The sequence below is a fragment of the Photorhabdus aegyptia genome (assembly GCF_000612035.1).
Classification (GTDB): domain Bacteria; phylum Pseudomonadota; class Gammaproteobacteria; order Enterobacterales; family Enterobacteriaceae; genus Photorhabdus; species Photorhabdus akhurstii.
In genome coordinates this window covers 15,177-31,881 of sequence record NZ_JFGV01000032.1, presented here as the reverse complement: position 1 = coordinate 31,881, position 16,705 = coordinate 15,177, and the positions used below count along the sequence as shown (strand labels likewise).

11 protein-coding genes and 3 pseudogenes are annotated in these 16,705 nt (G+C 40.2%); 9 read left to right on the top strand and 5 right to left on the bottom strand.

Annotation, left to right across the window (positions count from 1 at the left end; translation table 11 throughout):
- Positions 1 to 6: 6 nt before the first annotated feature.
- Together BA1DRAFT_RS11480 and BA1DRAFT_RS11475 are read left to right on the top strand one after the other, a co-directional pair.
- The gene (locus BA1DRAFT_RS11480) at positions 7 to 900 is read left to right on the top strand and encodes a DsbA family protein (protein WP_051560753.1); all 894 of its coding nucleotides are present in this window, start codon (positions 7 to 9) and stop codon (positions 898 to 900) included.
- Between the two features lie 116 nt (positions 901 to 1,016).
- Positions 1,017 to 2,267: a DNA-methyltransferase gene (locus tag BA1DRAFT_RS11475; protein ID WP_235201053.1), complete on the top strand. Its 1,251-nt coding sequence runs from the start codon at positions 1,017 to 1,019 to the stop codon at positions 2,265 to 2,267.
- 86 nt (positions 2,268 to 2,353) lie between these two features.
- Here the strand turns inward: BA1DRAFT_RS11475 and BA1DRAFT_RS22000 are convergent.
- A pseudogene (locus BA1DRAFT_RS22000) lies at positions 2,354 to 2,552 on the bottom strand (transposase domain-containing protein); the annotation flags it as partial.
- Positions 2,553 to 2,666: 114 nt separating this feature from the next.
- Between BA1DRAFT_RS22000 and BA1DRAFT_RS11460 the strand changes: the two are divergent.
- Together BA1DRAFT_RS11460 and BA1DRAFT_RS11455 are read left to right on the top strand one after the other, a co-directional pair.
- A pseudogene (locus tag BA1DRAFT_RS11460) lies at positions 2,667 to 3,640 on the top strand (IS3 family transposase); the annotation flags it as partial.
- Between the two features lie 221 nt (positions 3,641 to 3,861).
- A complete protein-coding gene (locus tag BA1DRAFT_RS11455) occupies positions 3,862 to 4,296 on the top strand; it encodes a DUF29 domain-containing protein (protein WP_036779090.1) in 435 nt (144 codons plus the stop codon).
- 239 nt (positions 4,297 to 4,535) lie between these two features.
- Here BA1DRAFT_RS11455 and BA1DRAFT_RS11450 read toward each other — a convergent pair whose 3' ends face one another.
- On the bottom strand, positions 4,536 to 6,011 hold the full coding sequence (locus BA1DRAFT_RS11450) for a 3'-5' exonuclease (protein ID WP_036779087.1): 1,476 nt from the start codon (positions 6,009 to 6,011) through the stop codon (positions 4,536 to 4,538).
- Positions 6,012 to 6,696: 685 nt separating this feature from the next.
- On the opposite strand from BA1DRAFT_RS11450, the gene BA1DRAFT_RS24375 reads away from it, so the two are divergent.
- The 5 genes and pseudogenes from BA1DRAFT_RS24375 (at position 6,697) to BA1DRAFT_RS11425 (ending at position 12,440) form a co-directional block, all read left to right on the top strand.
- Entirely contained in the window at positions 6,697 to 6,831 is a 135-nt protein-coding gene (locus BA1DRAFT_RS24375) for a hypothetical protein (RefSeq protein WP_268747232.1), read from the top strand.
- Between the two features lie 1,313 nt (positions 6,832 to 8,144).
- Entirely contained in the window at positions 8,145 to 9,062 is a 918-nt protein-coding gene (locus tag BA1DRAFT_RS11440; protein WP_036779083.1) for a phage tail protein, read from the top strand.
- A gap of 668 nt (positions 9,063 to 9,730) precedes the next feature.
- A pseudogene (locus BA1DRAFT_RS11435) lies at positions 9,731 to 10,360 on the top strand (tail fiber protein); the annotation flags it as partial.
- 225 nt (positions 10,361 to 10,585) lie between these two features.
- Positions 10,586 to 11,212: a tail fiber assembly protein gene (locus BA1DRAFT_RS11430; protein WP_036779146.1), complete on the top strand. Its 627-nt coding sequence runs from the start codon at positions 10,586 to 10,588 to the stop codon at positions 11,210 to 11,212.
- A 310-nt stretch (positions 11,213 to 11,522) separates the two neighbouring features.
- Positions 11,523 to 12,440, top strand: coding sequence for a tail fiber protein (locus BA1DRAFT_RS11425; protein WP_036779080.1), 918 nt, complete (start codon positions 11,523 to 11,525; stop codon positions 12,438 to 12,440).
- 551 nt (positions 12,441 to 12,991) lie between these two features.
- Here the strand turns inward: BA1DRAFT_RS11425 and traA are convergent.
- The 3 genes from traA to BA1DRAFT_RS11410 form a co-directional block, all read right to left on the bottom strand.
- Entirely contained in the window at positions 12,992 to 13,327 is a 336-nt protein-coding gene (traA, locus tag BA1DRAFT_RS11420; RefSeq protein ID WP_036779079.1) for a TraA family conjugative transfer protein, read from the bottom strand.
- Positions 13,328 to 14,031: 704 nt separating this feature from the next.
- On the bottom strand, positions 14,032 to 14,730 hold the full coding sequence (locus tag BA1DRAFT_RS22620; RefSeq protein WP_051560751.1) for a hypothetical protein: 699 nt from the start codon (positions 14,728 to 14,730) through the stop codon (positions 14,032 to 14,034).
- A gap of 55 nt (positions 14,731 to 14,785) precedes the next feature.
- Positions 14,786 to 15,868 (bottom strand): hypothetical protein, encoded by a 1,083-nt coding sequence (locus BA1DRAFT_RS11410; protein WP_160170002.1) that lies wholly within the window; start codon positions 15,866 to 15,868, stop codon positions 14,786 to 14,788.
- Between the last annotated feature and the right edge of the window lie 837 nt (positions 15,869 to 16,705).

Sequence of the window (16,705 nt, the reverse complement as noted above, 5' to 3'; positions counted from 1 at the left end):
GGAATAATGCAAAGTGAAACTAAGGTAAACAAAGTTGTGGTATTGGGGCCGATAATTATTGGTGGTTTGGTATTGGTTGCGGCCGGATTTTCCGTCTATACGGCAGTCAAAACGTCTACTCTCGATAGCAAAATCAAAGCTGTTCAGAGGCAATTGTCTGATGTATCCGCAAAACTGACATCAATGCAGGCTGGGATGGTCACTGACGGAGGGGATTTTAAGTCGGCAGTACAGCAGGCGTTGGTGGGTCTGGAAGAAGATAAGTTGGCACAACAGCGTAAAGATCTTTTTAAAGGTTGGGAGAATACCAGTGTGGACGAAAAAGGTCGTTATATCTACGGTAATCCAAAGGCACGTTTCACGCTGATCAACTATGAAGATCTGGAGTGTCCTTTCTGCCAGCGTTTCCACCAGACACCGAAATACCTGGTTGATACAGCAAATAACGGCGCTATTAACTGGGAATGGCGTCATTTCCCGCTGTCGTTCCATGAGCCGATGTCAACTAAAGGGGCACTTATTGCTGAATGTATCGGCCAGCAGAAAGGGGCACAGGGCTTCTGGGCTGCAACCAACTACTGGTTTACGAATACTGAAACCAACGGTAAAGGGTTCGTTGGTGCTGAGCAGATGGTCGCCCTGTTTCAGGTCGATAAAGCCAAATATGATGCCTGTCTGACTGATAAGGTGATCATTAAGCGTATCAAGGCAGATATGGATTTGGGGGCAGAAAGTGATGTGACTGGTACGCCGACCACAATTGTCCGAGACAACTTGACTGGCAAAGAAGTAGCTGTCGTTGGTGCCCAGCCGTTTGCCAAGTTTGTTGGAGTCATTCGGGGTATGGTTAATGAAGGTCAAGCCAATTCTGAAAGCAATGAAACACCACCAGCTAAATAAGCAGATATTACAAACGACGACAAGTGGTACCTATTACAGCCCAGCTAATTGCCTGGCTGTATTTCTGCGCTTTTTTGTACTTATATGGATTTTCCTTGTACCGTATGGGTTTAATAATGAGTAGTTACGTAATGAGTTATTCTGATCAATTTATTAAAACTTTAGGGAAAGGTGATTCTAATTTTAAAACTTATAATGAAATAAGTAAGAAAACGTCTATTCCTGTTGAAAGACTTAAATATTACAATCAGAGAAACATTATGCCTAGCGGTAATGATTTGATGATTCTTTGCGATGTTTATAATATTACCCAACTTCATTTTCAGTTGAACATGGGGCATATGGATATGGATATGGATACTCTTGAATTAATTCAGAGAAACGCATCATTATTATATGATAAACTTAGCCTTTCATTTAAAGAAAACAAAGAGCGTAGTAGTATTGCTAAAAAAACCACATTAGCTCTACAGACAGATAATGGAAGGTTATATCATGGGAATTGTTTGGATGTTAGTAAGGAAATTCAAAATGATACAGTAGATATGATATTTGCTGATCCTCCATTTAATCTTGATAAACTTTATCCTTCTAAAATGGATGATAACTTAAAAGAAGAAGAGTATATCAAGTGGACCCATCAATGGTTGGATGAATGTGTTCGCATGTTAAAACCTGGGGGATCGCTGTTTTTATGGAACTTACCTATATGGAATAGCAAGATGGCAAATTTCTTGCATGGTAGGCTTAATTTTAAGCACTGGATAGCTGTTGATATGAAAAACAATATGCCTATCCAAGGACGCCTATACCCTTCACATTATTCTCTTTTATACTTTATTAAAGGAGAGAAAGCTAATACATTCGAGCCTGATAGATTAGCTGCCCAAACTTGTCCTAAATGCTTTGGTGATCTTAAAGATTATGGGGGATATAAAAGCAAAATGAATCCTCTTGGTATTAATCTTACTGACGTATGGTATGACATTCCTCTAGTTCGACATAAAAAATACAAGAAAAGAAATGGAGCTAACGAGTTAAGTATTAAGGTTCTTGATAGAGTTATTGAGATGGCGACCAAAGAAGGGGACTTGATTTTTGATCCATTTGGTGGCTCTGGCACAACTTATGTAATGGCGGAGATTAAAAATCGTAAATGGATTGGTTCTGAAATCGATGATTGTGTAATTATCAAAGAACGATTTGGAAATATTACGGAAGATAAAGAACATTTAATTAATATTCGTGGGAAACTGAATTCTCTCTTTCCATCAACCATTAAGAAGGAAAGGGAGAAGCGAGGATTATGGACTGTAGAAAGCATAAGAGATAAAAACAAAGAAAGTGAAAAAGATAACAATACTTAATTAATATTTCTTAGTTTGGTGGAGCTATGGTCCTTGCCAGCAAATCGGCTAGTAGCAAAATTAGTGCACCCATAAGCATGACCCTATATAACAGTTCTGGGTGCAACGAACGGATGGTTGCTGGGCAACAGATTCCGACTGTTGACGATTTGATGAATAAGCTTTTGCGATCCAGCGCCATGCCGACAATACACCAGACCATCATTTTCAGCGACAGGCGGCGCTTGCGTAATGTCACCGTGCCGGATTCAGAGAAACAGCGGCAATAAGTTCCGGATTAAGGAAATATCATAAGGGTATCCGGATTTAGATGTTTATCTTCATTGCGTGTAATTTTATAATAAAACCGGACACCCATTTAGATGGTAAGATTACCACGTTAGTTAAAAGAGGTGTTCAATGACAAGACAACGTCGTACGTTTTCTACAGAGTTTAAGCGTGATGCTGTCAGTCTGGTACTTGACCAAGGCTACCGCCTTGCAGAAGCCGTTAAGTCACTTGGTGTGGGGGAATCGGTGCTGCGGCGCTGGGTTGAGCAACTTGAGCAAGAACGAGGCGGTGTGACACCGAAGGCTAAAGCCCTGACGCCAGAGCAGCAGCGCATTCAAGAGCTGGAGGCCAGAGTCAATCGGTTAGAGCGGGAGAAAGCGATATTAAAAAAGGCTACCGCTCTCTTGATGTCGGACGAACTCGAACGTACACGTTGATAGACTCGTTAAGAGAGCATGAAGCAGTGGAATTAGTCTGTGATGTGTTTGATGTTGCCGCCAGCAGTTATTACGAACACAAGCATTGCAGCAGGCTGATTAATGTTGAACGGTTAGAGCAGCGCAGTAAAATCACCGCGTTATTTAAAGCAAGCCGCTACTCAGTGGGCAGCAGAACGTTACTGGGCATGATGCGTGCTCTGGGGTATCAGATAGGGTGTTTCAAGGTCAGAAGCCTGATGAAAGAAGCCGGGATAATCAGTAAGCAGCCTGGCCCACACCGTTATCAAACGGCCCGGACTGAAAGGTTAGATATCCCGAATCATCTCAATCGGGAATTTGACGTTAGCGCGCCAGATAGTGTCTGGTGCGGTGATATTACCTATATTTGGGCAGAAGGCGGCTGGCATTATCTGGCTGTGGTACTGGATTTATACTGTCGTCGAGTGGTTGGCTGGGCATTATCGGCAAAGCCGGATGCGGATTTAGTGGTTAAAGCACTGGACATGGCATACGAGCAACGCGGCAGACCGCAAAACGTGATGTTCCATTCAGACCAGGGTAGCCAATATGCCAGCCATTCATTCCGGCAAAGGCTGTGGCGTTATCGCATGACGCAAAGTATGAGCCGCCGTGGCAATTGCTGGGATAATGCCCCAATGGAGATGCCCTATCATAAAAAGTCAATGTATTACGTGTGGCACCGTAACAGGAAATAAGGTTAAGAGCCGGAGCAATGCGCATAAAATCTATGGTCCCCCAAAGTCCAATATCAGCTTTTCAACCCGGAGTTGATGTGCAATAACCTGCTTTTTGTACTTGCAATCTTATATAATTAACCACATGTGTATTGCCGTACAAACTGGTTTTTATTAAAGGAGGCAACATGGGTCATACCCGTTACGAAACTGATGTGGTCGCTTGGGCAAATGAACAAGCAGCATTATTGCGTGCAGGTAAATTCTCTGAGATCGATGTAGTTAATATTGCTGAGGAAATTGAGGATGTAGGCAGGAGTGAAAAACGTGAACTAGCAAGTCGTATGGCAATTTTATTATCTCGCCTTCTAAGATGGCAATTCCAGCCTGAGTGTCGTAGTCCAAGTTGGCAACGAATTATCAAAGAACAGAGAAAAGCACTGGTATGGCATATAAAAGATACACCTAGCCTGAAAAGCACAATTGCTGACAAAGACTGGTTTGCCAAAGTTTGGGCTGATGCAGTTTCTTCCGCTGTCGACGAAACATGGCTGGATATGTTCCCGGATGAGTGTGCTTGGAATATAAGTCAGATCCTTTCACAGGAGTTCTATCCTGATTGAGCTTCAATGTGACGCACTGACTTCGGTTGGTGCGTTTTTTGAAGTGGCTATTTAGGCTTTCTGTAGTAAAAAGCACTATGCTCACTTATTGGAAAGATTAAGCATGTTTGAATTACCAGCAAAGCTTCCTGACAGAAAATATCCTAGAGTAGTGAGGCGTAAACTACAAAAATACCCGATAAAAAGAAAGGCTAGTCAGCTTAACTAACAGGCATTACAGCTAATTGCCGGGCTTATTTTTAAAGTAAGACTATTGAAATATTTCGCTCTTTCCGTTGCTTGTATTCTTCTAATAGCTCCATGAGGACATCGTTAATATTGATTAATTCCTGAGTTCGGGTTATTGCAACATACAGCAGGTTCATTTCATCAATAATGGCCTGTTTAGGCTTTTTCATTATTAAGGCTTCCAGAATGCTGGGGTAGTCATTGTTCAGAATAACATTATTCCATTCCATGCCTTTAGATGTATGAGCTGTGGTGACAATAAGATCCGCATCCTTCTCTGTTCGGGCTTCGTTTGTACGCATCGTGTCAACCATGCTAGGAATATCGGCATAGTTTTCTATTAGCCGTATGGCCCGCATCATGTTGATATCTTTGGTCGTCTCAGCTATTTTCTGATAGTTGACCCAGTTTCCATAATCACTGAGTACACGAGGGTTTTTAATAGCCTGGTAGTTACTGGTTTTCATGGCATGAAGGTCAAGCAATTCATCAAGGTAGTATTTGCTAATACCACCGTTCCACATGACCCGTTTACCCCTAATTATTGCTTCATAGGCTGACTGGATAACACCCATGTACGTTCGGGATATGACTGCATGGAATCCATTTTGTGCGATTTCCTCGGGCTGCGCCACTTCATCCAAAGGGCCAAGACCGACGAGAGGATAGATCTCACCTTTCATTGAAAGCACAATATTCGCCAGTGCTGCAACCATTGGCCCGAATCGGAACGATTTTGTCAGGCGCATTACTGTGGCACCTTTCTCTTCAACGATACCTAAAGCGTTTTCTGCCCCACGCCAGCGGTTAATCATCTGGTGCACATCACCGCCAAAGATTTTGCTGCATTTATTATTCAGGACAATATCGAGTGTTACAGGATTTGCATCCTGAGCTTCGTCAAACAATATCGTGTCATAGACTTGATCCAAAGACGGGTTTGACATCTGAAAGAGCTTTAATAGGGTATTGCTGGTACAGGGTACATCGGATTTAGGGTCGATTTGCTGTTTCCATACCTGACGAGCGGCCCGCAATGCGGCATCAATCCGGGAAGAAGGGATTTTATCAGGATCACTGATATCCTTCATAACGTGGGTGATGGTAATTTCATTGTCTGCGGAGTTCATGAAGTGGGTGAGGCCATTAATTGCCAGCTTCACGACTCGCCAATCCTCCTCACCCATTAGATCCTTATATTCTTTCACAGCTATGTTGAGCTTTGACTTGTGGCTGTAATGCTTGAATCTAGCTGCGGCCAGTGCGTGTGAAGTTTTGCAGTCAACATTCTTAGGGAATTTTTTCTGAGCTTCTTCCCTGACAGATTTGTTGAACACAAGATATAGTATTTTCATTTCTGGGTGAGCTTCAGCATAGGATTTCAACGTATAGGTTTTACCGGAACCGGCATAAGCTTGTACGCAAGCCATGCTGCCTGGGATAGCCTTATAGTCAATAATAATCTGTTGTTCATCAGTAGCAGGCATGGGAGTACCTTTTTTGAACGGAAGGGATAAATGATACCCTCACAGGCAACTCTGTAGGGGTAAAAAAGACCACGGTTTGCGGTCCTTTTCTTGTGAATACCTTACAAATCACAGAGTGCTTAAATAGGATGGGCTTTTGAGCAATCACTGATATTAAATTTTATCGGGACATGATGATGTAATTGAAGTGACTGCGATGCCGCAATAAGGTGGAACTGATAATACAGCTGTTGTCAAAGAATTAAGGAAATTGTACCGGTATGAAATTTCCGATTTTTGCCAACAATTTATCCCCATTGGCATCAACGGCTCATTGAGTAATGGTTTTCTTAAACATCATCGCTCAACTTCTCTTTCTCTCAGTGATTCTCATTTTACCTTTATTAATTCAACGAAAATCGTGGTTTGTCAGAACACGCGTATCCCTTGCTTTTTGTCAGTGTTTGGTTGACAATCGCTGTGGGATTAGCGGCTTGCATACCGGCTGAGACCTTCAGGCGACGGGAATGTGTCCCGTTCGTCTGATCTCTTCTCTCCTTCGAACGGCAGTCTTTTTCTTAACCCTATTTTAATTATCTTGATGCCTTGGTGTTACGTAATATTGCGATTGTGGCAGGTGTGAACTCACCTCGTTCTAGTTTTTGAAGTATGCGCCGTTGAAAGTGGTATAGCTAAAGAATGGTTGATGATGCTCAGGCGTGAACGTGCCTCTTTGCCGTCGACAGTTCGTTTACAGTGTTTTGCTGTTCGTCCACGTTTTGCTGCGAATTGGGCGAGTATAATGGGGAAATTTGAGGGAATCTTTATTGACTTGGTTTGAAAGAAATTTTACCGTTAATGTACTACTAAAAATCCTCTTCAAGTGTCTCATAACCTGAGAATAAAGATGCTCACGGCACAGACAACTTAGAAAATTAACTACTGAGATTACTCGTTAGTTGAGAGTGCGCTGTCGTACAGGGAGCTTAAATTTTTAAAGTTCTAGTTGTGGTTTAAAGTTATAAAAGCAAGGAATTTCTGTCAATTGATAAGATTGAAAAATAATGTAAGTATTTACACTTATTTTTACATTATTGCTTATCCTTATTTTTCCTTCAATATCTTCATTAAGAACGCCAATGGTTGTATTTTGTAAAGCATGAAAGTTATCGACAATAATGCATGTGCGAGAAATAACAAAGCCAACATAATGAGATATACGCAAATTTTCCCTATATAGGACCCTAATCCTAAATCACGCCAATATTTGTTTCTTAGATTTTTATTTATATGAGTTGAGATTTTCTTGGCTTTATTTTTTTCTGTATAAATAATTGGCAATTCTCCACCTGAAATAGAACCTGCGGTCTGGACATTTAAGGGCACAATGGATTGCTTTGAACCATGAAAACGATGTGTGTGAATAGATAATTTCGCTGAGTAAGCGTGCTTTTAAATGGTTTAGCTCTTCTTTGTATGGTGATATTTTATTTTTCCGTTAATATTTTGCACTGATTAGTTTTATCATTTTTCAGATATGGATTATATTAAAAGTGTCAGATTCAGCCAAATAGATTAATTTGGGAAATGTAGATATGTGCTGTCAAAATGCAGGCAAATCATCATAAAATTTCGATGCTTAACACTATTTCTGCCAGGTTTTCGCCACGCAACCTCTTTGAAGAGAATTCTAGGGAAAAGTCACTGTCAGGTGCAAACGATGTAAATACAGTCAAACCATCTCGCAGAAAAAAGAGAAAGGATAGGGGAATTATTGGCTTGGTCGTGAGACATATATCTGGGTAATTTAATTAAAATTGGAAATATTTTTAAATTATCAGTGGTTAAAAATGTCAATAGTGGTACTGAATTAGTGTTAATGGATAAATTTCTGGATACGGTTTTTAACTCTGGACATTACCGTTTAACTATTTGTTTTTAGATAAAAATATTCCGCATGGAGAACATCAAATAGAATGTTGAACTACTTATTGCTGCCGATTATATAAAAATAGTTAACCTTATAAGTAATAATAGCATTCTATTGTTATTTTTCTGAACTAGACTGATATTTGCGTGAATTGAGAGAAATCATCTTTACAATAGTTCAGTATGTTTTTTATGAAATAATATTATTTAATTTAAGGAAAGCATATGAGTTACAAGAATGATTTTAAGGCTTTTTCTATTAGTGATAATGCGAATGTAGTCAGCCAAGAAAAATATGAGGTAAATCAAAGTTTGCAGATTGGGTTTTCACCAGATAATGTTCCCACCCACTTGTTAAATAAGGTATTACGTCAAGCGTCAACGGTATCATCTGTCGTAGCGGATTTTATTGCAGCACAATCTGGCAATGATGTTTTGGATGATGGAAATATAGCTAAACTTACCGCGCAATTAAATAAAGCGTTAGAACAAAAAATTACAACAGGCATTCCCAGTGCTTCATTAACTCAAAAAGGTGTTGTCCAGCTTACAAATGTGGTTGGTAATAGCGATACATTGGCGGTTACACAAAAGCTTGTTCAGGAAGTAATAAATTCATTACGTGAATATACCCGTGAAGAGATAGATAACAGGATGAAAACAGTCAATGAAATTCCGGTTGGTTCTCCTATTCCGTGGCCGTTATTTCACCCGCCGTTCGGTTATTTCACTTGTAATGGTTCAGCTTTTAATAAATCACAGTATCCGAAGTTAGCGGAAGTTTACCCTGACGGTAGATTACCTGATTTAAGAGGCGAATTTATTCGTGGATGGGATGATGGTCGAGGTATTGATAGCGGCCGTGGAATTTTAACTTATCAGGGAGATGCCATTAGAAATATTGTAGGTTCATTTCCTGGGGCAATAACAGGTTACTTTAATCTGGCAACAAAAGGGGCTTTTTATGGTGGTGCAACTTTGGGCGTGGGTACAGACGGTAATCCTAAATCAGTGGGCCATTTTACCCAGGATGTTGTATACACTGCATATGGTTTCGGGTTCGACGCGGCAAGGGTTGCTCCTGTCGCACCAGAGAACCGCCCCCGCAACATAGCCTTTAACTACATAGTGAAAGCAGCGTAATGGTTGAACAAGGATACTCTTTATAGCCAGAAATAGAAGGAGAGACTGTTTTCTATTTGGATGAAAAAAATTTTGACCCTTTCTTAACGGTAAATTTCAATTTATGGATTTTTAAGTAAATATTATTTACTCCGTGAAAGGGTTTTTATTTTTATAATAATTACTCTTCAATATTCAATTTATTATTGTTAACATATAACAGTGCACTACCGTACAGGTAGATTAAAAAACAACATTCTCACTTACTAATCCATTTTCAGAACTGGAGGCTCAAGTGTATCGATGAGAACAATGCATGTGTGTTTTATGAATATAGAGAGCCTGTGACATTTCAGAGCACTGTCGTTTAGATGTTTGTGTCCAAATGCCGGAAGATTCAGTTTGGAATTTAAACCAGAAGGAGTTGAAGAAGGAGATAGAGGGAATAAGTGAAGAATAGTTTCTAGATATTAAATATAAATGGTTTGGCTATATTTTTGACTCTAAGATATTTAATTGCTTATTGATTACAATTATATAAAAACGGTCAGTCTCCTAATAAATAGGAATGATGTATTGCTCTTCTTTCTGAACTAGACTTTAATTTTAATAAATTACAGTCGGATTGTTTTTACAGTAATTAAATATGTTGATTATAAAAAACATTATTTTACTTAAGGAGTAAATACATGAGTCAAAAAAATGATTTTAAAGCTTTTTCTATTGGCAATAATGCTAATGTAATTAGCCAAGAAAAATATGAAGAAAATCAGAATTTGCAGACGGGGTTTCCACAAGATGGTATTACCACAGATATGCTAAATAAGGCATTGCGTCAGTCGTCCACGATATCTTCTGTCGTCGCTAATTTTATCGCCACACAATCTGGTAATGATGTTCTGGATGATGGGAATATAGAGAAACTCACCGCCCAATTAAATAGCGCGTTGGAACAAAAAATGACAACAAAGGTTCCAGATGCCTCATTAACACAGAAAGGTATTGTTCAGCTCACAAATGTAATTGGTAATAGCGATACATTGGCGGTTACACAAAAGCTTGCTCAGGAAATAATAAATTCATTACGTGAAGAAATTAATGTACCTGTGGGTTCCCCCATTCCGTGGCCGTTACCCTATCCACCTATCAACTACCTCGTTTGTAACGGTGCATTTTTTAATAAATTGCAGTACCCAAAGTTAGCAGAAGCTTATCCTGACGGCAGATTGCCTGATTTAAGGGGCGAATTTATCCGTGGTTGGGATAGTGGTCGGAATGTGGATCCATCTCGTTCAATATTGTCTTGGCAGGAAGGGGCTTATTTGGTACAGAATGTTGATCAGGCTGGTAATTTTCTTATTACTCCCTCACGCAATGAGCTCAAAAAATTGCAGTGGGATATTCCCCGAAATAACAATATTTCGGTAAAAGCCGTATATTATAAAGCTCAGGCAGATTGGATCGCAAATTCCGCATTTATAGGGATATCAAGGCCCCGTAACATAGCATTTAACTACATAGTGAGAGCAGCGGCATGCAGCATAATGACAGAACAAAAAAACTTTTTAGAACATGAAACAGCCGTATTAGGTGAGAATGGATTAGCAATTCAACCTGGCTGGATAAAAGTTTATCACACAAATCAAATTACACGAGAATTTACCAATTCTGATATCGAATATGTCATGTTGGGCGTCAGTTTGTCAGCACATTCTTATTTAGATGCACCAGACTTTCCCGATTCTGATGATGTGGCTGTTTGTCGCAGTGAAGACGGTAAGCGTTGGGAAAGAGTACCTGATTATCGCGGAAAAATCGCTTACGACACGTTAACTCTAACTCAACAGGGAATTACTGAACTGGGTGAATTACCTGAAACTCTGACTTTCAAGCAACCTACCACCGATTTTGATAAATGGGATGGCACACAATGGATCACTGATAATGTAGCCCTAAAAGCAAATCAGGTTGAACAAGCGGAGCAGCGGCGTGTAACTCTGTTGCGACACGCGAATGAATCCATTGCATTACTGCAAGATGCTGCTGATTTAGATATCGCTACCGAAGCGGAGAAAGCCGCTCTGTTGGAATGGAAAAAATACAGGGTAATGCTCAATAGAGTAAATATTTCGCTGGCTCCCGAGATGGAATGGCCAGAACAACCGAGGTAATGAAAAAATGACCTGAATAAACAGGTCATTCATTCCGTGATTTTGTTGACACTGTAATTACAGCACTAAAGTGTCATTCTGAGATATGAAGTATAAAAACATTTCAGTAAGCAATAAAGTAGTGGAATGATTTTGGTTTGTTTAATATAAATGAATTTAGTATGTTTTGGTTGAAAATATTAGGTTGTTTGCTCTTGAAATTATATAAAAAGAATCAGCTCTCTGAGTTATAAGAGTATTTTATCGAAATATAATGCTGAATTTTAATGAGTGGTTTGTAAAATAATGTTATTTAAATTTAGGGGAATATATGAGTTACAAGAATGATTTTAAGGCTTTTTCTATTAGTGATAATGCGAATGTAGTCAGCCAGGAAAAATATGAGGTAAATCAGAGTCTACAGAGTGGATTTTCACCAGATAATGTTCCCACTCATTTGTTAAATAAGGTATTACGCCAAGCGTCAACGGTATCATCGGTCGTGGCAGATTTTATTGCAGCACAATCTGGCAATGATGTTCTGGATGATGGAAATATAGCTAAACTTACCGCGCAATTAAATAAAGCGTTAGAACAAAAAATTACAACAGACATTCCTAGTGCCTCATTAACTCAAAAAGGCGTTGTCCAGCTTACAAATGTGGTTGGCAATAGCGACACACTGGCGGTTACGCAAAAGCTTGTTCAGGAAGTAATAAATTCATTACGTGAATATACCCGAGAAGAGATAGATAACCGGATAAAAACAGCCAATGAAATTCCGGTTGGTTCTCCTATTCCGTGGCCGTTACCTCATCCACCATTCGGTTATTTCACTTGTAATGGTTCAGCATTTAATAGATTACAGTATCCGAAGTTAGCGGAAGCTTATCCTGACGGCAGATTACCTGATTTAAGAGGCGAATTTATTCGCGGGTGGGATGATGGTCGAGGTATTGATAGCGACCGTGGAATTTTAACTCATCAGGGGGATGCCATTAGAAATATTGTGGGTTCATTTCCTGGGGCTATAACAAATGGCTTTCATTTGGCAACAAAAGGGGCTTGTTATGCTAGTGCAACGTCTGGGGTGGCTACAGATGGCAAGCCAAAATCGGTAGGTCATTTTACCCCGGATGTTGTATACACTGAATATGGTTTTGGGTTCGACGCGTCAAGGGTTGTTCCTGTGGCCTCAGAGAACCGCCCCCGCAACATAGCCTTTAACTACATAGTGAGAGCAGCGTAATGTCTGAACAAAAATACGCTTGATAGCTAGAAATAGAAGCAGAGGCTGTTTTCTACTTGGATGGGAAAAATTTTGACCCTTTTTTAACGGAAAATTTTAACTTGTTGATTTTTAAATAAATATTATTTGTCCCGTAAAAAAGGGTTTTTTATTTTTTAACATTCAGCAGGTTGAGGTTAATATGTAACAGTTTGAAAACTTTTTTGTTATTTGTCGAACGGCCGATAGAAATAAGTGATTCGTAATATTCATTACCAGTTTTTATTGAGCCTTTAAGTTTCATTGCCGACTCCCGTAATGTTGTTTTCATGACACCCTACATTTGCAACCCTGATTTTGATTTATGATGGACTTGCGTGAACAATTATCAGTTGTTGCGAAACCGGAAAGTAACTTCTTAACTTACGTAGCTAACGGACGTTTTGTTTGCAGAACACCGTTTACTGATCTGCAATGGCCTAGGCTATTTTATTCGTTAAAGCACGACGGCCACAACGTTTGAGTAATGCTGTGCAACCCGACTATCGCCGGGTTTTTTCTGCTCATAGGGTTTAGATGCCAACAGGTAGAGAAGTGGTTATCGCAACGCTGGAAGCCATCATGCCATCGATGATGGACGGGGAGTAATACAGACCGATTGCTGCACCAACAGCTACAGCGAACACCATAAGAGACTGACGTACTACCGCAGCGGCCACACCGACTATAACGATAAGGCCAACCAGCACACGCCCCAGAGAACCCTGCATGTATTCAGTGATGGTCTGCCAAACGTCGCTGAAACCAGTCTGAGTAGTACCGTTTGCGTAAACAGCCGCCACACCCAGAGCCAGAATAGCATTGACAGCCATTGCAGATTTTACATTTCGCAGAGAGAGAGTTTTCATCTTTAACATCCTTCAGCGTAAAATTATATAAATTTAATTCTTATTTTCGCCTGACTATTAATTGTCTTTATCAGGGGATATAGTTAAATATATATACTTGGTGGCATTTAATCATGGGAAAATGCTTGCAAAAACAGAGGGTAACAGTACTAAAAAGGTGACATTTATCCGTGTGTTTTAAAAAAGGTAATTTTTTAATTTAACTTTTTGTTTTTGAAATATTTTTTCATATGAAAATCGTAACAAAATAACAGATTTTAACCATTTTTCTATAAATTAAATAAAAAGGATTGCGATGATTAGTTAGAGGTCTGAATGAAACTGAGAAAAAACTGCTTTATGCCATATTGTCACTATCGGTCTTGATTTGGTACTGTATCTGTCAAAACTCTTAATGTGGTAGATATCACCGATAAGGTGGCTAATGCTGCGATGGATATTCTCGTTAATACGAAAATTTCTCTGGGTGAGTGGTCAATACGCAATTCATTACAATAAATTCATTGTGGTAGATCGGAAACCAAGTCATTCAACTACAGTTCAGCGGCGAACAAGAGCAACAAGTGAAACCGTAATTATGCTTTATAGCATGCCACAATTTGCAGATGTTTATCTGGAACACTGGGTGTCACGCTAGGCTAGGGAATGGAGATTGAATCTTCCTACTAAAATTAAAAGCCATGCTAACCTTGCAGCCTTTTCATTTATCCCTGAAGTATGAGTTTTAGTCCATCAGAGTCTGTGTCACATAAAAATGAACGCCATGACTTCCGGGCAATAAGGGGATGCACTTTGCTGACCTGAGTCAGGGGAAGAAGTTTATTCAGGCCAAGCATCATAAAATGTTCATAAATAAGTCGTGAGTGCTTATCAAATACGCTGAGTGGCTGGGATGCAATATAAGCTGCTTCAGCCATCGTCAGTCCTTCAACATGAAGGGGATATCCCAGAATACGGGAGCACAGTTCACGCATCACTCCGCGTTTCACATTGAAAATTTCATCAGCAATATGATGTTCAGGCAATTCACTGCGGGAACAATGTGTTGGATCAATTCCCCACATATAACATCCCTGGTTCTCTCGGATACTAAAGTAAGGTTCATCTTCCTCAACAATGCATCGTGTGAATTCACAAGGATCAATAACGGTGCCGTTGGGCAAACTAATCCATCCGTATTGCGTGTTACCTAACGTATATACGCCATAATCTCCATCCTTAGATGCCTCTTTTTTGAGTTCACGACGTGTCCCTATCAGGGGTACACCCTTGGAGATAACACATTCATCAACTAAAGCTCGACAAACCAGATAGGAATTTTGGGCAGACCATTCTGTATAAGGGATACCTATGTAGTGACTCGTTGAAATAAGTCGTAATCCTTCAATGATAGATTTATTCATAGTAACTCCGATAAAAAAGGCGTATCACTGGATACACCATTTTCAGCGTCAGATATCAGTCTTTTTTCTTAATTACAGTTTCCGGAGTGAAGAAGCGAAGGATGTCAGTACGTTTTTCCGGATCGCCTACGGCTTGAAGAATAAGCGAGTAGGTGCGGTCACCGGCCACAATGAAGAGATCAGTAGCCTGACTCCACGACCCTTTGTTTTCAGCACGATGAACACGAATGATATTGTTCGGCAGCATTGAGAGTTTCCAGCCGTTTTCATCGGAAAGGTAGGCATTGACGTTGTCGTTTCTACCTAGAGGTAGTAGGAAGATCTTGGCCGCAAAAGTTGAATAAACATACACTGTGTTTTGTTGCTGCTGATTATATTCGACTTTAACGGATTTCCCTGTGTAGTTGAGGTCTGCGCCAGTGAGCATATCCTGCATCTGACCATAAAGTGGTTTATGAAGAAATTCGGTACGTCGGAATGGCAATTCTGGTGTCTGATTGGCTGGTTTTATATCCAGTTTTATTGTGGCTTGAGAATCTTCGGTAATGCCAAACTTAGCAAGATCGTAGTTGAGCCTCCCAGCAGGTTTATTGGAGGCCACGGTACCAGATTCAGTTTTGCTGTTATCAGAAGGTCTTATACTGCCAGTAGAAACTGTAGATTCAGACTTGGATTGAGTTGTAGACTTGACTACTTCATTAGACGGTACTACATCGGTTACCGGCGTAGGCGTGTTAATAGTGATAGCTTCTTCACTGCCATCGGTGTAACCAGGTTTAACTGTGTTAGCGTCATCTGCCGAAACCGGCGTGTCAGAAGGTTTAATTTGCCAGTTTTCATCAACGTTAGCATTGTTAGTTTTTTCTTCCGGCTCCACCAGTTGAGATTCAAAGTTACCCTCGGTTTTCTCATTCTCATTGGCACTTGCAGAATTAGGTTCGTCAACAGGTACTCCTTTGCCTTGATCGGTACTAACTGATGCATTGAGGTCATCTGCAATAGACAGTGGAGTTGCTTGTTCGTTATGTAGATCTGGTACGTCATCTACGTTGATACCGTCTTTATTGAGCTCAATAACGGCATCATTTACCTGTTGGTTCGGTGTTTTATCACCGGTCAGCATAATAGTACCAGTCACGCTCCCCGCGAGAATGGCAGCAATAATAATGCCTGGCATTTTTTTTGTGGCAACTTTTTTATTGCCACTATTTTCGTCAGTATTTACTTCTGACTGTGCCGAACGCTCACGTAATTTTTCCTGCCCGTATTCGGTACCCGTTTCGCGTTTTTCAGTCGTCATTTAAAACCTCATTGATTGAAAAATCATTTGGCCGAAGCCCCCACCCACGGCTTATGACGAACCGTAGAGATCACTACTAAAACCACTTTTGAAGTGATAACACTGCCTCAAGCCTCCAGCAGTGTGTTATGACCCCCATCACTTCCAAAATCACATGCTGATTATAGCGTCTGCTAAAGCGGCACCGAAATTTTGAAGGCCGAAAAAGGCCGCATTTTGCGGGCATTTTCTGGCTGAGGGATATAAAGAAAAATGTCAGCCGTTGTGCTGACATTTAAGGAAGGTTATAACTCTTGCGTTCCCTGACAGTCTGAAAAGAGTGGGCAATTTTTGTTGGTGTGTCGCAAATTGGGTAATCGGGTTTGACTTCAGATATCATCTGAACAGTATCCTTTGTTTACTATTTGGTTCGGGTATAACTTCCGCGTCCTTAATAATGTAGAGCCATCAAGGAGGCTCATCTTTCCTTTGATGCCTTCATGTTTGGCGGAATTCCACGTTTTTTCAATAAACAAACTGTATGTGATAATAAATCCTTGGTGGTAATTTTCAGTCTGAACAATGCCATAGATTTCCCGGTGCTTGCATTAAGCTATCTCTTTGCGGTCATTTATATACATTCGACATATTGGGAGGTATCCATTTCATTACCAGTCCCCTGCGAGCGCATAGAGG